This is a genomic window from Microcystis sp. M53602_WE12, from assembly GCF_030065455.1.
Lineage (GTDB): Bacteria > Cyanobacteriota > Cyanobacteriia > Cyanobacteriales > Microcystaceae > Microcystis > Microcystis aeruginosa.
Genome location: NZ_JASJFB010000380.1, coordinates 1 through 17,538 on the forward strand (window position 1 = coordinate 1; position 17,538 = coordinate 17,538).

22 protein-coding genes and 1 pseudogene are annotated in these 17,538 nt (G+C 42.2%); 11 read left to right on the top strand and 12 right to left on the bottom strand.

Translation table 11 applies throughout. The annotated features are described in order from the left end of the window. Positions 1-474 precede the first annotated feature (474 nt). The 3 genes from PX482_RS12975 to PX482_RS12985 form a co-directional block, all read right to left on the bottom strand. Complete coding sequence (locus tag PX482_RS12975; protein ID WP_002759515.1) at positions 475-960, bottom strand: GNAT family N-acetyltransferase; 486 nt, start codon at positions 958-960, stop codon at positions 475-477. A gap of 22 nt (positions 961-982) precedes the next feature. Next, positions 983-1,291, bottom strand: a complete 309-nt coding sequence (locus PX482_RS12980) for a hypothetical protein (RefSeq protein ID WP_002759516.1) — start codon at positions 1,289-1,291, stop codon at positions 983-985. A gap of 119 nt (positions 1,292-1,410) precedes the next feature. Then, the gene (locus PX482_RS12985; protein ID WP_002759518.1) at positions 1,411-2,304 is read right to left on the bottom strand and encodes a methylenetetrahydrofolate reductase; all 894 of its coding nucleotides are present in this window, start codon (positions 2,302-2,304) and stop codon (positions 1,411-1,413) included. 654 nt (positions 2,305-2,958) lie between these two features. Between PX482_RS12985 and PX482_RS12990 the strand changes: the two genes are divergently transcribed. Further along, positions 2,959-3,687, top strand: coding sequence for a GDSL-type esterase/lipase family protein (locus PX482_RS12990; RefSeq protein ID WP_288096238.1), 729 nt, complete (start codon positions 2,959-2,961; stop codon positions 3,685-3,687). Positions 3,688-4,060: 373 nt separating this feature from the next. On the opposite strand, the pseudogene PX482_RS12995 reads toward PX482_RS12990, so the two are convergent. Continuing rightward, a pseudogene (locus tag PX482_RS12995) lies at positions 4,061-4,289 on the bottom strand (type II toxin-antitoxin system Phd/YefM family antitoxin). Between the two features lie 635 nt (positions 4,290-4,924). Between PX482_RS12995 and PX482_RS13000 the strand changes: the two are divergent. From PX482_RS13000 to PX482_RS13010, 3 genes are all read left to right on the top strand, one after another. Continuing rightward, positions 4,925-5,302: a hypothetical protein gene (locus tag PX482_RS13000; protein WP_288096233.1), complete on the top strand. Its 378-nt coding sequence runs from the start codon at positions 4,925-4,927 to the stop codon at positions 5,300-5,302. Between the two features lie 10 nt (positions 5,303-5,312). Then, complete coding sequence (locus PX482_RS13005; protein ID WP_288122527.1) at positions 5,313-8,081, top strand: caspase, EACC1-associated type; 2,769 nt, start codon at positions 5,313-5,315, stop codon at positions 8,079-8,081. 349 nt (positions 8,082-8,430) lie between these two features. After that, on the top strand, positions 8,431-9,081 hold the full coding sequence (locus tag PX482_RS13010; protein ID WP_288027156.1) for a TIGR04282 family arsenosugar biosynthesis glycosyltransferase: 651 nt from the start codon (positions 8,431-8,433) through the stop codon (positions 9,079-9,081). Here the strand turns inward: PX482_RS13010 and PX482_RS13015 are convergent. From PX482_RS13015 to PX482_RS13030, 4 genes are all read right to left on the bottom strand, one after another. Then, positions 9,043-9,555: a L,D-transpeptidase gene (locus PX482_RS13015; protein WP_288095816.1), complete on the bottom strand. Its 513-nt coding sequence runs from the start codon at positions 9,553-9,555 to the stop codon at positions 9,043-9,045. The genes PX482_RS13010 and PX482_RS13015 overlap by 39 nt on opposite strands. A 78-nt stretch (positions 9,556-9,633) precedes the next feature. Next, complete coding sequence (locus tag PX482_RS13020; protein ID WP_288027158.1) at positions 9,634-9,939, bottom strand: DUF6464 family protein; 306 nt, start codon at positions 9,937-9,939, stop codon at positions 9,634-9,636. Positions 9,940-9,998: 59 nt separating this feature from the next. Continuing rightward, positions 9,999-10,406: an adenosylmethionine decarboxylase gene (gene speD, locus PX482_RS13025; RefSeq protein ID WP_002735723.1), complete on the bottom strand. Its 408-nt coding sequence runs from the start codon at positions 10,404-10,406 to the stop codon at positions 9,999-10,001. A 39-nt stretch (positions 10,407-10,445) separates the two neighbouring features. Continuing rightward, positions 10,446-10,607, bottom strand: a complete 162-nt coding sequence (locus PX482_RS13030; protein WP_288095814.1) for a hypothetical protein — start codon at positions 10,605-10,607, stop codon at positions 10,446-10,448. A 93-nt stretch (positions 10,608-10,700) separates the two neighbouring features. Between PX482_RS13030 and PX482_RS13035 the strand changes: the two genes are divergently transcribed. Both PX482_RS13035 and PX482_RS13040 read left to right on the top strand, forming a co-directional pair. Continuing rightward, positions 10,701-10,985, top strand: coding sequence for a type II toxin-antitoxin system RelE/ParE family toxin (locus PX482_RS13035; protein WP_002742078.1), 285 nt, complete (start codon positions 10,701-10,703; stop codon positions 10,983-10,985). Between the two features lie 15 nt (positions 10,986-11,000). After that, positions 11,001-11,354 (top strand): HigA family addiction module antitoxin, encoded by a 354-nt coding sequence (locus PX482_RS13040; RefSeq protein ID WP_012266765.1) that lies wholly within the window; start codon positions 11,001-11,003, stop codon positions 11,352-11,354. Positions 11,355-11,364: 10 nt separating this feature from the next. On the opposite strand, the gene PX482_RS13045 is transcribed toward PX482_RS13040, so the two are convergent. Beyond that, entirely contained in the window at positions 11,365-12,018 is a 654-nt protein-coding gene (locus PX482_RS13045; protein ID WP_288026323.1) for a DUF4335 domain-containing protein, read from the bottom strand. Positions 12,019-12,020: 2 nt separating this feature from the next. After that, positions 12,021-12,647: a DUF3038 domain-containing protein gene (locus tag PX482_RS13050; protein WP_288026325.1), complete on the bottom strand. Its 627-nt coding sequence runs from the start codon at positions 12,645-12,647 to the stop codon at positions 12,021-12,023. Positions 12,648-12,745: 98 nt separating this feature from the next. Here PX482_RS13050 and PX482_RS13055 point away from each other — a divergent pair, with 98 nt between their 5' ends. From PX482_RS13055 to PX482_RS13075, 5 genes are all read left to right on the top strand, one after another. After that, a complete protein-coding gene (locus PX482_RS13055; RefSeq protein ID WP_002737799.1) occupies positions 12,746-13,264 on the top strand; it encodes an adenine phosphoribosyltransferase in 519 nt (172 codons plus the stop codon). Positions 13,265-13,421: 157 nt separating this feature from the next. Continuing rightward, positions 13,422-14,483 carry an ABC transporter permease gene (locus PX482_RS13060; RefSeq protein WP_286827328.1) on the top strand — a complete coding sequence of 354 codons (1,062 nt, stop codon included), beginning with the start codon at positions 13,422-13,424 and terminating at the stop codon, positions 14,481-14,483. Positions 14,484-14,844: 361 nt separating this feature from the next. Then, positions 14,845-15,153 (top strand): hypothetical protein, encoded by a 309-nt coding sequence (locus PX482_RS13065; protein ID WP_002759539.1) that lies wholly within the window; start codon positions 14,845-14,847, stop codon positions 15,151-15,153. Between the two features lie 3 nt (positions 15,154-15,156). Beyond that, the gene (locus PX482_RS13070; protein WP_288122529.1) at positions 15,157-16,035 is read left to right on the top strand and encodes an SDR family oxidoreductase; all 879 of its coding nucleotides are present in this window, start codon (positions 15,157-15,159) and stop codon (positions 16,033-16,035) included. Then, positions 16,022-16,174 (top strand): hypothetical protein, encoded by a 153-nt coding sequence (locus PX482_RS13075; protein ID WP_002759543.1) that lies wholly within the window; start codon positions 16,022-16,024, stop codon positions 16,172-16,174. Before PX482_RS13070 ends, PX482_RS13075 begins: the two co-directional genes overlap by 14 nt. Positions 16,175-16,188: 14 nt before the next feature. On the opposite strand, the gene PX482_RS13080 is transcribed toward PX482_RS13075, so the two are convergent. Further along, a complete protein-coding gene (locus PX482_RS13080; RefSeq protein ID WP_288122530.1) occupies positions 16,189-16,683 on the bottom strand; it encodes an ureidoglycolate lyase in 495 nt (164 codons plus the stop codon). A gap of 5 nt (positions 16,684-16,688) precedes the next feature. Beyond that, on the bottom strand, positions 16,689-17,538 hold an 850-nt coding region (locus PX482_RS13085), incomplete at its 5' end, for an efflux RND transporter periplasmic adaptor subunit (protein ID WP_288122532.1).

A 17,538-nucleotide genomic window follows, 5' to 3' on the forward strand; every position in this document is an offset into this window, starting at 1 on the left:
ATATAAACAGTTATAAGGTTGGTCAGGGTTGACCTATTAGATTCAGTCAGGGGACTGAAGACCTTACTAGGCGGTTATTTCAGGTATTTCAACCTTATTTCATGCCTAAACGTTTCGCACAAATCCGTTGAGTATAGGCTACATATCAGGAGAGGCACTCCTGCGAGTGAAGTGACTCTCAAATTATTACAGATGCGTCAGCGGCTGCGTGTAAGCATCCCACCGAAAAACTAATGCGCTCCGGGGTTTGGGGGCGGCGCCACGCCCCCAACGGGGGGTTTGGGGGGTAGAACCCCCCAAAAGCTTGGATTGAGTAATCAGATCTGAAGTAATACGGCCATCCGTTGAGTCTAGGCCACATATCAGGAAAGAAACTCCTGCAAAAGGGGGAATAAATAATCAGTTTTTAATAACCGGATTTAGGATCAGAATATTTTCATGCTTGACGGTGTAACTTGTTGCATCGGGACTGACTTATTTATCACTATTACCCAATTGGGTTAAAGCTGTCCCGGTGAGACGACAAATTTGCCACTCTTGGAAGACCTTAGCCCCCATTTTTCCATAAAAATCGATCGCCAGTTGATTCCACTCTAAGACAGTCCATTCTAAAAGTCCTGCATCCCTAGCGACGGCAATTTTAGCCACAGCCATTAGTAAAGCTTTCCCGATACCTTGACTACGATAATCGGGTAAAACGAAGATATCTTCCAGATAAATCCCCGGTTTAGTTATAAAGGTGGAATAGTTAGCAAAAAATAGGGCAAAACCGACTATTCTACCCTCTACTTCCGCGACCAATGCTTCGATGTAGGGTTTTTCTCCGAATAAATGCTCCCCTAAAGCTTGACTATTTCCTGTCATTAAATGGCTGAGTTCTTGATAGGCTGCTAAGGCAACAATTAAGTCAAAAATAGCCTTGACATCGGTAGCAACGGCAGCACGGATGGAATAATTCATGATTGCTAGTCAAATCTTGATTTTAATGCTGATGATGTTTATGGGGAGATTCAGCAGGGGGAGAATTAAGATTGGAAAAATGGCCGTTATTTAATCCCATCCCAACGCTACCAATACTGAAAAGTCCCATGGAAACAAAACCGGCCGCAATTGTCCCCATGGCCACGGTTCCAATGGAAACTATTCCCATAGGAACAATACCGATGGAAATAACGCCCATGGGAACAATGCCAATAGAAATTATACCAGTGGGAGCAATACCGATCGACAACCATTTTCGCCCGGAATTACCACAACTATTCTCTTTTTCTTGACCTAGATTGGAATCCATGCTTTTAACCCCGAAGATGCTTTGAGCCTTACCATCCTAGGTTAGGGGTAGAATTCTTGTCAAAAGACCAGTAGTCAAAATGAAAGTTAATTTTTTATAAAAACTATTGACTTTTCATCTTAGTTATGTATTGGCGGGATACCGGCCACGTCGAGAATTTTTGGGACTAAATCCTCCCGTTTAATCGCCATGATGTGGACACCTTGACATAACTGCTGGGCTAATTTTATTTGTTCGGCGGCGATTTTGATGCCTTCTTCGAGGGGATGGGCTGCATCGGCGAGTCTTTGAATGATATGGTCGGGAATTTGTACCCCTGGCACATTTTTATTTAAAAATACGGCGTTTTTAGCTGATTTTAACAGAAAAATTCCCGCTAGAACCGGTTTATCGGCGAGGGAGGCCACCTGCTGCATGAACTTATCAAGGCACTCGAAATCCGTAACTAATTGACTTTGAAAAAACTGCGCTCCCGCTTCGATTTTACGCTCAAAACGGCGTTGAAGACCGGACCAACTTTTTGACTGCACATCGACGGCAGCCCCGGCAAAAAGTTCTAAGGGTCCATCAGGTAAAGATTTATCGTTAAAGTCGAAACCTTTATTTAATTTATCGATTAATTTTAACAAACGTACCGATTCTAGGTCAAAAACTGCTCTAGCCTGGGGGTGATCTCCTGCTTTGACGGGATCTCCAGTTAAAGCTAGTATATTTCTCAATCCCAAAGCATGAGCGCCCATGAGATCTGCTTGTAATCCGATCACATTGCGATCGCGACAGGCTATTTGACAGATGGGTTCGATGTCGTGTTGATAGAGAATAGCGGAGGCAGCCAGAGAGGACATTCGCACTACGGCGCGACTGCCATCGGTAATATTAGCCGCATGAACGCGATTTTTTAGCCAGAGGGCCATTTCTAGCATATGACTGGCATTCCCCCCTTTCGGGGGGGTAATCTCGGCTGTAATCAAAAATTCTCGGTCTTGAACCGCGCGTTGTAAACGAGTAGTCATCGAGTTATCTAGGGTTTAATCTTGACACTCCCATCGGTAAAACCGAGGGATTCTTGGGCTGAATCTTGCCTCTACTAGCAATGCTAATTTTGGTCTTACATTTTCATGTCTAGTCCGACTACACCTATAAGGCAAGCACTCTTGTGGACTACTCCCCAAGCTTAAATTCGGGTATGCCCTACCCTATTTGATTATTTTTATCTCCCACCTATGCCATATTTTTTGTTAGAGGGCAGTGAGGTATTGGGGCAACCTTTTTGAGTTGGTGACACTAGCCTTTTTACAACGGTCAGTTCGCGTGCCACGACTACACATCTGATTTTCCGCTTGCTTTCACTTTAGCACAAATTATCTTAAAACAGCAGAGTTTTAGTTGTGCTTCGCTGTTTCTATACTGGTCGGGGTTTCATCCCGTCGGTAAAACCGAGGGTCTTCACCCCGACATTTAAGATAAATTTTATAGTAGATTTAGCCCAGAAATGACTCGGAGGCAAGCAATGATCATCGGGCTGCTTTATACTGGTCAGTGCCGGTGCTTGGCTGATATCAGATGAGTTAACTGGCAGGAAAAAATTTCTAATGTAGTATAATACACGGACAGTTTAACCAAATTCGTTTACAAGTGTAAAGGACAACCGATTCGATCGAGCGATCATGCAAACTCTTTCTCGTTTACCTACTAAAGACAAAGGCCTAATCATGCCCCATCCCCTCAAAATCGTCGCTTTAGGTGATAGCCTTGTTTATGGCTATGGCGACCCCGTGGGTGGCGGTTGGGCCGAGCGCCTACGTCGTTTGTGGATGGAAAGTGCTGGTCATGCCCTGTATAATTTGGGTATTCGCGGCGATCGAGTGGTACAAGTGTCCGAACGTTTAGAACAGGAATTTCGTCTCAGGGGAGAAATTCGCAATCGTCTTCCCGACCTGATTCTTCTCTCCGTCGGTGTTAATGATACAGCCCGTTTAGGCCGGCCCGATGGTCGTACTTATACCGATCACGATCTTTTTCAAACTCAAATTGAACATTTACTCGGCCGGGCCCGTTCTCTTTGCCCGGTTTTGTTTATAGGTATGATTCCCGTGGATGAGCGGAAAATGCCCTTTTTAGATTGCTTTTACTTCAACCATCGCGATCAGTATTCTTTTAAAGAAACCACTAAACAAGCTTGTCTAGAGCAAAATATTCCCTATCTCGATTTATTTGATCTCTGGATGGACCGGGGCGATCTGTGGTGTCAAGAAAGATTAATGGAAGATGGACTTCATCCCAATGTGCAAGGCTATCAATCAATTTTAGAGGATATTTTAAACTGGTCGCCCCTCACCTCCTTTGTCGGTGTGGATGGTTTTATTCAACCGTTTACAGGAATTGCACAAAAGTGATGTCCTCTGTTCTCAGTGGTTCTAGCGGTGCTACAGAAACGAGAAGAGCCAGTAATATAACCGAACTTACCCCCTACATATCTACTACAATGCTGAACAGGCAATTGCACTACTCGTTCAAAATGTAGTAAATTAAGGGGCAAAATTTGCCAATCATTGCTCTGAATTTGTGACTCAATAAATTCTCGAAAAGGTGAATCAAAAGTTAATTTTTCCAGACTATATTTTATCGTCATTTTCCCAAAACTACCTTAACTAAGATAAACTAGATTTTCTTTTTCATTAATCATAATTTTATGGTTGTCTCTCCATTGTTTATTATTAGTGACATACCAAAGAAATACATAAGTATTTATTAAAAATTTGAGCCTAATTATTGATAATCTTCAAAATCAGTTAAAGGGGCATCAAAATCATCGGCTATCACAACTTTTCCCGCAGCACTTCTCGGTTGAAGCGGTGGTTTCTTGGCTAACTTTACAGGACTTAATTTAACTACAGGTTCATTATTTTCTGTGATGATAATTTCTTCACCTTTAAGTACAGCTTCCAATAACTCATTTAAGTTGATTTTTCGCTTGTTTTAATTCAACTGTAGTCATTAGTTTACCTCACTGATTAACAACACAAACATTAGTTTAATCTCAATCAAGAAAAGCGATGGATTAAGTTATATCTAGGGTTTGCTGAATAAATGTGAAATGTAGGCAAGGTAAGAGTTTTGTGGCTTTACGAGCGAAACAGGTGCAAATTTTGAGAGAATCGTCGTTCAAAACCTTGCGTCTTCATCGGCCCGCGTCCTGTAGGGGCGAAGCATTCGGGCAATAACCTATCGGTGAAACCGTAGATTTTCTATCCGAATGCTTCGCCCCTACTTTTTGCCGCAAACCCTATCTATATCCTTACTTTTAATCATGATACCAATACTCACCCCCTGTCAGGAATGTCAGACACATTCTCATACTTTCTAGCGGAATTATCGCCATTAGCCTGTAGTAGTAGTAGGTTGGGTTGAGGAACGAAACCCAACACACAATAATTGTTATGATTTCTTGGAGCAGGTTGAAAAATCGATCTTCTATGTCCAGCAACAGCACAACATCAGTGAAGAAATCGGCACTCGGCAAGGGGCAGTATGAAAATGGGATCACTTATTTAGATTTCAGATGGTATATGGTAAAATTTGCATAATTCAGTAAGATTAGTATTATCCTATATTATTTCAACTCAACTTCCTATGAGTAACAAATCTACGATTAAATTGGTGATCGCTTTTAACGATCCTAACCTGGAGCCTGAAGAACGCGACGAACAGGCCCAAGTATTACTAACAGAACTACAACAGGCAGATGAAGTTGAATCGGTTAAACGCATTCTTGATCCCAATCCCCCTGAAGGTAATAAGTCGTTGGGCGGTTTTTTGGGAGGAATGTTAATGACCGAAGTTAACCCCGCTAATGGGAAAAAGTTGTTAGGGTTTCTGGGCGATCGCTTGGGAGGTAAACCGATAGAATTGTCGGTAGAGGCCAATGGTCGCAAGTTGACGGTTAAGGCTCACAGTCGAGAAGAATTGGAAATAGCTATTAAAGCGGCTCAAGACTTTATCTCAGGTTAAAGAAGGTATTATGGCAAAATTTGCTTTGTTAATTGGTGTGAGCGAGTATTCCGAAGGATTGCGCCCAATTTCTAGTGCCATTCTAGACGTTGAAGCAATGCGCCGAGTATTAGAGCATCCAGACATGGGAGCCTTTGATCAGGTTAAAGTTTTGCCTAACCCAGACAAAGGGAGCATGGAAAAAGCAGTTGAGGATTTATTTGCTAATCGACAGCGAGATGATTTGGTGCTTTTATATTTTTCTGGGCATGGACTTAAAGCTCAAAATGCTAGATTTTTTCTAAGTACAAGAGAAACTGGGCGTGATCAGAATGGAGATTTTCGTCGTGCAACAGCTTTAGCGGCAAGTAAACTTCAAGAGTACATCACAGATAGTCGTTCCCAAAGGCAGATAATTATTCTCGACTGCTGTTTTAGCGGAGCATTGGTTCAGGGAATGCCAATCAAAGGGGAACTTAACATTCAAGAGGAATTAGGAGGTAAAGGAAGGGCGATTTTAACCTCTTCTAGTCCGATTGAATATTCTTTTGAGTCGGAAGATAACGATTTGTCCATCTATACAAAATATCTAGTTGAAGGAATTGAAACTGGTGCAGCAGATAAGGATGGTGATCAATTAATTTCTGTTAATGAATTGCATGAGTATGCCAGCGAACGAGTAAAGGAAGCTGCCCCGGCAATGACTCCCAAATTTTATCTTTCTCTTGAAGGAGAGGATACTATTTATTTAGCCAAATCTCCTCTTGCTGCCACTAATCCTATATTTATTTATCGTGAGAAGGTTAGAGAAATTCTAGATGAATGGAGCAAGGAAAATATATGTAAAGAAAATTTTAATCGTGTAGAAAGAAACTGCCTAAATGAACTAAGAAACGAATTAGATTTATCATTACAGGAGGCAGATATTATTGAACAAGAGAATCTTGCGCCATTCAGAAAAAGATTACAAAATCTAACAGAGTACAAAGCAACTTTTAGAGAATTATTAGCTGATTCTATTTCAATAACAGAAGGAAACAGAAGGAGACTAAAAGAGTTACAAAGCCGTTACGGGCTGAGGGATGAGGATATTCAGGTGATTGAAGAAGAAGTGCAAAATGAGGTTTATCCCATTACTACGACGATTCCACCAATCACTTCGCCTTCTGCAAAAATCGCCCAAATTTTGCATTCTATAAAAACTTCAAAGCTCCAAAATTTCAAATTAAATCTGCCAGTTAGCATAGGAATAGCATCAATAGCAGTTGTAAGTTTATTTGCCATTTCTCGCCCTTATATTATTCAATCTGATTGTCCAAAACAAACGGACGACTTTATTAGTGAAGGAGAAGAAGTTCTTAATTACTCTCAACCGTTTAACAAGGAGAAAGGTAAAGAATATTTTGCACAGTGTGATTATCAAAAAGCCCTGTTAAGATTTAAGGACGCATGGCAACAGGATAGGCTAGATCCAGAAACGTTAATTTACTTAAATAATGCTTTACTAGAAGCCAATAAAATGCCATATTACACGATTGCTGTTGCTGTTAGTATTCCCAAAAATCAAAATGACTTTAATGATGATGATGGTGATAGTCGAGCAAATGAAATGTTACGAGGAGTAGCGCAATTACAAACAAAAATTAATCTGGGACTTTTAAATGACAATGATCCATTCCTCAAGTATTTTCCAGATCAAGATTTTATCAACAAAAAAGCGATTAATGGTAAGGGATTAAAAGTTGTCATTACTAATGATGAAAATAAAAAATTATTAGCCGAAAAGAGAGCAAAATCTCTTTCCCAGCGTCCTGAAATTTTAGGGGTTGTTGGTCACTATCCCAGTGAAATGACTCTAGCAACGGTGGATATTTATAATCAAAATAATTTAGTTTTGATTTCTCCCGGATCAACGACTAGCGAGCTTACTAAATACCCCAGAAAAAATTTTCTGCGAACTGTTTTTTCCGTCGAGCAACAATCTCCTGCCATTGCAAAATTTTTACAAGAAAAGTCTATTAAAAAAGTGGTGGGCTTTTATAGTGAAGGAAGTCCATTTAGTGAATCTTTTTTTAATAGTTTTAAAACTATTTTTACACGCCCTCCATTCTCTGGAACTGTAGTAAAATTAGATGAATTTGATCTCGGAAATAATTTTAAGGCAGAAGAAGCCATCCAAGAGTTACGAAAAAGACAAGGAAAAATAACAGAAGAAATAGGGCTTGTACTATTCCCAAAAGCAATTGGCGATGCTCAAGGCGATGCAATTAGACTTATAAAACTTAATAATAGTCAAAATTGGGTTATCGGATCATGGGGGCTTCGTAGTTCTCGTACCTTAGAACAAATTAACAACCTACAACCTTTTCAAAAGTTTGTTATTACGGTTCCTTGGGATTCTTTAACCAGTCCTAACCAGGATTTTCTTAAGGATGCCAAAATTTTATGGACTACAACTTCTGTTAATGCAATAACGGCCCTATCCTATGATGCAACTCTTGCTCTAACAAAAGCTCTAGAAAAGGCAAATACTCCCACACGAATTAATATCCTTGAACAATTAAAGTCTCTTGATTTTCTTGTCACTAAAGGTGCAACTGGGACAATTCAATTCGATGAAAATGGCGATCGCAAGAAACTTGATGAAAATGGCGATCCCCAAAATCCCTCCGTAGAATTTGTTCACATTGTGGAGTGTCGGACACTAAGTTCAGATTTTGCTTTTGTCCCAATCAAGTATCCTACTGCTAAAGATGCTGGTTTATCCTGTTTAAACTCACCCAAAAAACCTAGTCCCTAGCTAATCAGGGTTGGTTGAAAAAGTCTGAAATGCCGCTAGGAAAAAGGTTTCGACTCAATCAAGCGATCGCCCCTCTTGTAGGTTGGGTTGAGGAACGAAACCCAACACAGAATTAGATAACCAACTAAAATAATCTATACTAAGCCAATAAAGCCCGTTTTATTGGGTTTGCTGCCTTCTATTGACAGTAGGCTAAAACTAATAAGTGGGTGGGTGGAATTAAATATAAGATGAACGTAGGTTGGGTTGAAGCATGAAACCCAACGCCTGCATGGGTTACGCTACCGCTAACCCATCCTACAAATAATTTTGCCTCCCTACTTAATTAATATCATCGTCGCAATTACTCGTGGACTGGAGACAACAACTGATTATTTTTACCCGTTATCCGGAATTGGGGAAAGTAAAAACCCGTATGATTCCGGCCTTAGCAGCCAAGGGAGCCGAAGAATTGCACCGAAAACTGGCCGAATATACTCTCGGTAAATTAGCGGGTTTGAAGAATTTTCTCTCTCTGATCATTTACTATCATGGCGGCAGCGAGGAAAAAATGCGTACTTGGTTAGGTGTGCATTATTCCTATCATTCTCAACGGGGAAAAGACTTAGGAGAAAAGATGCAAAATGCTTTTGCCGATGGTTTTGCCCAAGGGATGACAGCGATCGCTATTATTGGCACAGATTGCCCAGAAATCGGGGAAAAAGAGATTTTAGCAGCCTTTGAAGCCCTAAAAACCCACGATATGGTTTTAGGGCCGGCGTTAGATGGAGGATACTACCTAATTGCTTTAAAACAGGTCTTTCCAGAGCTTTTTGACGGTATTCCCTGGGGTACGGGGGAAGTCTTGGCAAAAACTCAGACAATCGCCGCTAAACTGGCTTTAAAAACCGCTTATCTGCCTAAATTAGCCGATATTGATCGTCCGGAAGACCTGCCCATCTTAAAAAATTATCTGCCGGAATTAAGGTTGAACGATGACGGGGGTTCCCATGCGGACTAAATCAAACAACACTTTCACATCCCGATTCCGCATCCGCACACAACCATGGGAAGCGGCGCTACCGAGGGAATTTTCCGCGGGGGTGCCATGAAAACCGATGGAATTTTTGCCGTCACTCCAAAAACCGATCCATCTTTCCCCTAGGGGACTATTGGGACCGGGGGTGCTGACTTTTCCCGTCCAGGGACTTTTCCAGACGGGATTGCGAACTAATTCCCGCACCTCAAATTTACCGGTGGGGGTTTCCCAGCCTTTTTTGCCGACGGCGACGGTAAATTGTGCTAAAACTTTACTATCTTGATAAATGTAAACTTTTCTCTCTTTCAGTTTCAGGACCAGATGGGTAGCGAGAGTTTGATTGGCCGCCGTATTCGGGGTGACAGTGCTGATTTGGTTAGCTTGGGCCGGATATAGGGGTAAACAAGTTAATCCTAATCCGATGATTAAGAGGGTCAAATTTCGTTTGAACGCCATTATTCCCACACTCCTCAATTGCGATAGCGATAATTTTTAAGGATAGCAAATAGGGAACTGTTTGGAAGCTCAAGCCGCTTACACTGTGCCAGTTTTAGCTTCGTACTGCCGACAACCTTCACAGGGACCGGTGGGATTAACCGCACAACGCAAATGGGGGGAATAGGCATTAAAACGACAACTAAGATCACCGATCAAGGCCGGTTTATTTTCTGTCTCTAGAGGAATTGACAAAAAATCACTGGCCATCACCGGGCTGTATTCGTGACGATAGCGAATCCCTCTCAAACGGTTGCTTAATCTCTGTTGGGATCGGTTAATTAACCAGAGACTAACGAGAGAGGGAAAGATGGCAAGGATAAAAACAAGGGTTATCCTGATCACGATTTCAGTTTAGGCGATCACCAGTGCTGCTAACTTATTATCGAGGCCGGCGCTAGAAATTAGGCCATAACTAGGGAAGACTTCAGGGGTTCTTCCTTTTTGCTTTCATAAACTGCCCCAGAACTGGGGAATCCTCTGGTTAGTTCCCGGACTTTAATCTCACCTGCTTGCAGGGATTTGGTCAAAATTTCCATGGCAACCACGGGTTTACCCGCACCACAGAAGAATAAATCGGCGGCGAAATAGCCGTGTTCAGGCCAGGTGTGGATCGCGATATGAGATTCAGCTAAAGTCGCCGTCGCGGTAACTCCGTGGGGACTGAACTGGTGGACACACAAATCGATCAGCGTTGCTTCTCCTGCCGTAATTCCATCGAGGATAGCGCGACGAATGCGCTCGGGATCGTTGAGGAGGTCAGCAGGTACTTGCCAAGCATCGACAATCAAATGGGTTCCCAGTTTGGTCATTTTTTTTTCAATACTCCCTATCGAAAAACCTTCACAGATTTACCAGCATAACACAATTTTTCTAACTTGTGCAAAAAAGATCTGGTTTTTCTCGGTTACTTTCTCTAAAAACTGGGACAGAGCAGGGGAGAAGGGTGTGGGGTGTGGGGTGTGGGGTGTGGGGTGTGGGGTGTGGGGCGAAAGCTTACTTCTGCTTGACAATAGTATCGTTAGGCGTTAGAATTTGATCATCAGTTAATCAGTTATCAAAGTGACAGTTATCAAAGTGACAGTTATCAAAGTGACAGTTATCATATGATCATAAATTTCAAGTCCGAAGAGACTAAGCTCATTTTCGAGGGGTTTCAGTCTCGTCACTATCCCCCTGATATTCAATCGGTCGCTCTACGAAAACTGCTAATCCTTGCAGCGGCGTTATCGATCAATGATCTGCGTGTCCCACCGGGTAATCGGTTGGAGAAGTTGCAGGGCGATCGTCAGGGCCAGTACAGCATCCGTATTAATGACCAATGGAGAATTTGCTTCATTTGGACTGATGAAGGCAATGCTGATCAGGTAGAGATAGTGGACTACCACTAAAATTAGCTAAATGCAATGAACAGCAACACTTCGACACATTTCGACAGGCTCAATGTAAAAGCTCAGTTCCACCGTTTGCCAAATATCCATCCCGGTGAAATCCTCAAGTTAGATTTTCTGGAACCGCTCAATATTACCCCCTACAGACTGAGCAAAGATTTAAGCGTAGCTCAAACTCGTATCGGTGAGATTTTAGCTGGTAAGCGTAGTATCACTGCGGACACAGCTTTGCGTCTGTCACGATATTTTGGTAACAGTCCTCAGTTTTGGCTGAATCTTCAAACAGACTACGATCTCCGTCAAGCTCAGACAAAGAATGCCGAAGTTTATAACCAAATTCCTATTACTCCATTTACAGATTTAGCTTAGGGGACTAATTTTATCTAGGAGGGGGGACGGGATTAGTGGGGACGGTGGGACTGGGAGAAGCGGCGGGAATGGGGGGATTTTCGGGTTTACGGACTTGGGGGACGGGTAACAGATAGAAAAGTAGGGCGCAAGCGACAAGACTGCCTAATCCTGCCAAAAAAGGTACTGTTCGACCGGCCGCCGATTCATTCACCTTATGGTAGCGACGGGAAACTGGCTGTAATTTTAGGGTTAGGTCAGGTAAAGTGCGAGTATCGGCAAAAAATTGGTCAATCGCTTCTATTAAATCGAATAACTGCACGGTACTGATTTCTATCTTCACCGGACTTTCTGGGATGTTCAAGTCCGTTGATGGATACCAGACCAGACGATGGAGATTATGGTCAATCTTTTCTAGGTACACATGATCTGGTTCATGGACGGGGTCTTGGGGATGACGAACACCACTCAAAAATTCTTGGGCATACTGACTGACCGCTTGTACCAAATTTTCCAAGAAAACCCGACCACCTTGCAGGACTTTATTGGCCCCGATTAACCGACATTCTACGTTAGTCAAAATTGAGAGCAAAGGTCGGCTATCACCGGGGTTAGCTGGGGCGAAATCATCGCCGAAACCATCGAGAATCAGGGTACAATTGGGCAGGCTATACTGTCTTCTCATTTTTACACTATCTCCCCATCAAATAAACTAATCCAAAACCGCTGCATTCCCGTCGTACCAGTACAAAATAATAACTGATCGAGGAGGGATAAAGCCAGTTCATTTAAAGCATTTTCATCGGCTAGATAAACCGATACTTTGGCCCGGCGGGGGTTCATGCGACTGCGAAAATTGGAGCGAAATCGTTCTAGATATTCTGATAAAAGAAAATTATTATCCACGGGTAAACCTTTTGATTCCATCTGTTGCCGCGCTAACAGTAATTGTCGGATGGATATAGCTAGGGGTTTGGCCCGATAACTGGCAATGATAACTAAAGCTTTTGCTTGGTCAAGGGTGAGACGGTCGAGGGTGTAGGAAATTCGCCAGGGATTAGTACAGCGTAAGCGCCAGAAAATAATCCGGTTTCTGACAATTTTATCGAGTCCTAGTTCTTTACAGAGGGCTAACAGGGCCTCCCCGGCACCGACTTCTAAGGATTCCAACGCTAATAGCATTAAATCGATATGCTGTTGGAGATGTAGGGCGCATTGCTGACTGGCAATCGGAAAATCGGGTAAAACGCTTAAAATAACCGGTTTTTCTGGGGCTGATGTTGTAGATTCGGGCGTTAGGCTAGTAGAGGTCATGATATAGGAGAACTAAAACACAAGGGCGATCGAGTCAGGGTATTGTAAATTGTATTGTATAGATAGCTGTCCCCCATTTTACGAGACACGGAAACCGAATGGATCTGAAATCACTGATTCGCGATATTCCCGACTTTCCCAAACCGGGTATTGTCTTCCGCGATATTACTACCCTACTCAATCATCCCCAAGGATTACGTTACACGATCGATACCCTAACGGCAAAGTGTCGCGATTACGGTTTATCCCCCGATTACATTGTCGGTATGGAATCCAGGGGTTTTCTCTTTGGTGTTCCTTTAGCATACCAATTAGAAGCGGGATTTATTCCCGTCCGGAAACCGGGCAAATTACCCGCCGCCGTTCATAGTATCGAGTATGATTTGGAATACGGAAGCGATAGCCTCGAAATTCATCAAGACGCGGTGGCATCCCATCATAAAGTCTTAATTGTCGATGATTTAATCGCGACGGGAGGGACGGCGAAAGCAACGGCCGATTTATTAGAAAAAATTGGTTGCGAGGTGTTAGGATTTGCCTTTATCATCGAGTTAATCGACCTCGGTGGTCGGGAAAAATTACCCGATTTACCGATTATTACCCTCATCGATTATTAGGTTTTTTTTAAGTACCTAAGCAGAATTAATTACACATTTCGCTAACACTCTGGCAAGAGTGCCTATCTCAAAAATGGCAATTAATTCTGCACGACTATTTATCTCCTGACTCCTGAATTGGAGTCCCCACTAGGAAATTAACTTGGCACGATTACTTATGACGGCGACCGATGATAATTATAAGGCTGCAACCGCTCGATCGAGTGCTAATGGGTTACAATCTCTCCTAACTAGCGAAACTTTTTTATATATTGTCAAGCGTGTTCTCCAGGGTTTATTAACCCTGTTGTTGGCCTCGGCTTTGAGTTTCGCTATTATCCAATTAACCCCCGGCGGTTTTCTGGCTTTGCTTGACCTTAATCCCAAGATTAGTCAGGAAACTAAAGAACAATATATTGCCCTTTTTGGTTTAAAAGACCCGCCGATTGTCCAGTATTTTAAATGGTTGTGGCAAGTGGTAACTCAGTTTAATTTTGGTCTGAGTTTTACCTATTTTCGTCCCGTGTCTTCCCTATTATTAGAGAGAATTCCAGCGACGTTATTAATGTCTTTGACTTCCATCATTTTAACCTGGGCGATTGCGATTCCCTTGGGCATTCTCAGCGCCGTCAAACAAAACCAATTTATCGATAAATTTTTCCGAGTTATCAGTTATGTTGGTCAAGGTTTCCCCAGTTTTATCACTGCCCTTTTACTGCTAATTCTCGCCCAAAATGTCTCGCCGCTTTTACCAGTGGGTGATATGACCAGTATTAACTATTCTGAATATTCCCCTATCGGTAAAGTTTTAGATATCGCTTGGCACATGATTTTACCAACTATTGCCCTGACAGTTACCAGTTTTGCGGGATTACAAAGATTGATGCGGGGACAATTATTAGATGTTCTGCGACAGGATTATATTCAAACCGCGAGGGCGAAAGGTTTACCGGAAAATAAAGTTATCTATGTCCACGCTTTACGCAATGCTATTAATCCCCTGATAACTCTTTTGGGCTTTGAATTTTCTAGTTTGTTAAGTGGGGCATTTATCGCCGAATTTTTCTTTAATTGGCCAGGATTAGGTCGCTTAATTTTGCAAGCTGTGACGGCTAAAGATTTATATTTAGTTATGGGCAGTTTAATGATGGGTGCTACTATGTTGATTATCGGTAATCTCCTGGCTGATTTACTTCTCAAAGCTGTAGATCCTAGGATTAAATTGGAGGATTTAAAGTAGGGTGATAGGGAAATTTCAGCTAAATTTCCCACTACCCAACGGGTGCATCTCACATTTGCAGAAATAGGGACAATAAGCAATTATCAGTGACCCTTAAATTATTACAGATGTATCAGCAGCTGCGTGTAAGCATCCCACCGAAAAACTAATGCGCGGGGGGTTTGGGGGCGGCGCCACGCCCCCAACGGGGGGTTTGGGGGGTAGAACCCCCCAAAGGCTTGGATTGAGTGGTAAAATCGGAAGTAATGACCAATTTTAGAAGATAGTTTCCCTTTAAAAATCCCAACTCAGTAGATTTACAAAAATGGGATGTACCCCCACCCAACCCCTTTTTTCCTTTTCACTTTTCACTTAATAAACTATGTTAGCAACTACGCATTATTTACTCAGGTCAAAACAAGACGGACAATATCTAGTAGCGCGTCTGAGAAAAGGTGAAAGCGAAACTCCGGCTAGTTATCTGCTTCTGTTTAAAGAATCCTACGATGCTTTAAGTTATATCAATACCCATGCTCAGGATTTAGCCAATAATTTTTCTGTGGAAACTCTCTCAGGAACACAATTAAAGGGACTGATGCAGCGATGGGGATTTGCAGGAATTGGTTTAGTTAGTGAACCTTTGGAACCGCAAGTGCAGTTTTTAGTCTACGAAAAAGGATTTAATCTCTAAACTATGAAAAGGCTGTTAATCACTGGAGTTAGTGGGTTTTTAGGTTGGCATATTTACCAAAAAACTCGCTCATCCTGGGCAAGTTTTGGTACATATTTTAATCACAATGTCAATAGTAATGACCCAAATTTAATTAAAATTAACTTAACAGACTTAGCCGCAGTTAAAGAACTTTTTCAACAGATTAAACCCGACGCGGTAATTCATGCGGCTGCCCAATCAAAACCGAATCTCTGTCAAGAATTTCCCCAAGCATCCGAGGCAATTAATCTGACAGCTTCTCTAGAAATTGCCCGTTTGTGTAGTCAATATCAAATACCGCTAGTTTTTACCTCTACCGATTTAGTTTTTGATGGTAAAAATGCCCCCTATTCCGAAAATGATCCGGTTTCTCCCGTGAGTATCTATGGTGAGCAAAAAGTAGCGGCAGAAAAGGGTATTTTAGCAATATATCCTTGGGCGGCTATCTGTCGAATGCCTTTGATGTTTGGTTCCCCTTCTCCCACCGCTAATAGTTTTCTGCAACCCTTTTTAAAAACCCTCCAAGAGGGAAAAGAACTATCTCTATTTACCGATGAATATCGTACAGCTGTTGGGGTTAATAGTGCGGTGAATGGTTTACTTTTGGCATTAGAAAAAGTGCAAGGGATTATTCATCTGGGAGGTAAAGAAAGAGTTTCTCGTTATCAATTTGGTTTACTAATGGCGGCAGTTTTTAATATTCCCAGAGAACAAATAAAACCCTGTTTACAGTGCGATTTTCCCATGATTGCGCCGCGTCCGCAGGATGTTTCTCTTGATAGTTCTCTTGCTTTTTCTTTAGGTTATCAACCATTAAGTATTAAAACCGAATTAGAGGCAATTAGAGATGAAATTATCTGAACAAAAGCGGACTATATTAATTATCTTGCTCCTTTTTTTTACCGCTATTCTCATGGCCAATTATTTTGAGGTAGGAATGACAGGAGTGTTAGCTTTTTTCGTTGCCTATCTTTCTAAAGGATTGCGAAAAGTTAAGTAAAAAAATTATTTTTTTTAATCAACAATCTCGAATTCTATTGACTGCTCTTGGGCAAAATTATAAGTAAAATGATCGACAATATTAGTATCGCTCAATTCGAGATTATAAAAATTGATCGCCGGTTGATCAAAAAGTGGGCCAGCGTGCCAAGTTCCCACCTCTAATTTAATAAAACAGTCCCCAGGGATGCGAAAAACCTTTAATTTTTCTAAATCCGGTTGAGGATAAGGACTAGGGGGGGCCACTCCTAAAAACCACTCTTGTCCCCCCAAAGAACCAAGACATTGGGTACATTGACTATGACGAGTAATTCGCTTAAATTTACGTCCGCGAGTCTGTAAACGCATAATATAAAAACGTGGCACACCGTTTTTTAAATGCAGTTGTGCATCGCTTTCATCAAATATTTTCCCGTCATGACTAGGGGTTATTAATTGACCGTAGGGACGGAAACTCTCGGCGGTAATTAGTTGCGCTGACAGGGGACGAACGGTAATCGAATTACTCATAAAAATTACTGCTGACTAACAGTTATAGCTGTACCATCTCGGAGAGAAAGAATATTATTAATAGCAATTCTTTCCCCGGCATTTACTCCAGAAATAACCTGATAAGCTTGCCCTTGAATTGTGCCGACTTGAATTGGTTTTTGTCTGACCACTAAACGCTCCTCGGCGTTTTCTTGACCTTCTTTAGCCTTTTCTTTTTCGGCGACAAAAACAAAATTTTGCGCCCCGATGCTAGTCACTGCCGTGGTGGGAATTAATACCCCCGGTTTTTGATCCCAAATTAACCGCGTCCGCACATATTGGTTATTGCGAAGACTGCCATCATTAGTAAAGGCAAATTTCACTAAAACCGATTGGGTAGCTTGGGAAACGGTGGGAGAAATAAAAGTTACTTGACCGCGAACCCCGGGGCTGCCATCGGGATTAATAATTTCCACGGGCAACCCGACGCGCAGACGCGGTTGTAATTCCACGGGAATCTGCACATTTAGTTCCAAAGTTTTATTGTTAGTCAACGAGGTTAATTCTTCACCCAGGGAGATAATATCGCCGACTTTTCTTTGATTAAAATCGCCGACAAAACCATCAATCGGGGCGGTAATGGTGTTAAAAACTAAATTCTGGCGCGTCGCCCCTAATTGCCCCTCAGTGCTGGCTACCGCTGCTTGACGACTGTTCACTGTTGCCGCTGCCGCCGCCACCTGTTGCCGTGAGGCTAATTCGTTTTGAATGGCGATATTTAATGCTTCTTTGTTTGCCTGTAGGGTAGCTCTAGCCGCCGTCACCTGTTGACGGGCCGCATCACGATTTTTAGACCGGGCCTCTACTTCCGCCCTGGCGGCCTGAATGTCGCGG

Bases quoted from the DNA above. Each gene is read 5' to 3' on its own strand.
- PX482_RS12975 (WP_002759515.1), bottom strand. From the start codon at position 960: ATGAATTATTCCATCCGTGCTGCCGTTGCTACCGATGTCAAGGCTATT.
- PX482_RS12980 (WP_002759516.1), bottom strand. From the start codon at position 1,291: ATGGATTCCAATCTAGGTCAAGAAAAAGAGAATAGTTGTGGTAATTCC.
- PX482_RS12985 (WP_002759518.1), bottom strand. From the start codon at position 2,304: ATGACTACTCGTTTACAACGCGCGGTTCAAGACCGAGAATTTTTGATT.
- PX482_RS12990 (WP_288096238.1), top strand. From the start codon at position 2,959: ATGCAAACTCTTTCTCGTTTACCTACTAAAGACAAAGGCCTAATCATG.
- PX482_RS13000 (WP_288096233.1), top strand. From the start codon at position 4,925: ATGAGTAACAAATCTACGATTAAATTGGTGATCGCTTTTAACGATCCT.
- PX482_RS13005 (WP_288122527.1), top strand. From the start codon at position 5,313: ATGGCAAAATTTGCTTTGTTAATTGGTGTGAGCGAGTATTCCGAAGGA.
- PX482_RS13015 (WP_288095816.1), bottom strand. From the start codon at position 9,555: ATGGCGTTCAAACGAAATTTGACCCTCTTAATCATCGGATTAGGATTA.
- speD (WP_002735723.1), bottom strand. From the start codon at position 10,406: ATGACCAAACTGGGAACCCATTTGATTGTCGATGCTTGGCAAGTACCT.
- PX482_RS13035 (WP_002742078.1), top strand. From the start codon at position 10,701: ATGATCATAAATTTCAAGTCCGAAGAGACTAAGCTCATTTTCGAGGGG.
- PX482_RS13040 (WP_012266765.1), top strand. From the start codon at position 11,001: ATGAACAGCAACACTTCGACACATTTCGACAGGCTCAATGTAAAAGCT.
- PX482_RS13045 (WP_288026323.1), bottom strand. From the start codon at position 12,018: ATGAGAAGACAGTATAGCCTGCCCAATTGTACCCTGATTCTCGATGGT.
- PX482_RS13050 (WP_288026325.1), bottom strand. From the start codon at position 12,647: ATGACCTCTACTAGCCTAACGCCCGAATCTACAACATCAGCCCCAGAA.
- PX482_RS13055 (WP_002737799.1), top strand. From the start codon at position 12,746: ATGGATCTGAAATCACTGATTCGCGATATTCCCGACTTTCCCAAACCG.
- PX482_RS13060 (WP_286827328.1), top strand. From the start codon at position 13,422: ATGACGGCGACCGATGATAATTATAAGGCTGCAACCGCTCGATCGAGT.
- PX482_RS13065 (WP_002759539.1), top strand. From the start codon at position 14,845: ATGTTAGCAACTACGCATTATTTACTCAGGTCAAAACAAGACGGACAA.
- PX482_RS13070 (WP_288122529.1), top strand. From the start codon at position 15,157: ATGAAAAGGCTGTTAATCACTGGAGTTAGTGGGTTTTTAGGTTGGCAT.
- PX482_RS13075 (WP_002759543.1), top strand. From the start codon at position 16,022: ATGAAATTATCTGAACAAAAGCGGACTATATTAATTATCTTGCTCCTT.
- PX482_RS13080 (WP_288122530.1), bottom strand. From the start codon at position 16,683: ATGAGTAATTCGATTACCGTTCGTCCCCTGTCAGCGCAACTAATTACC.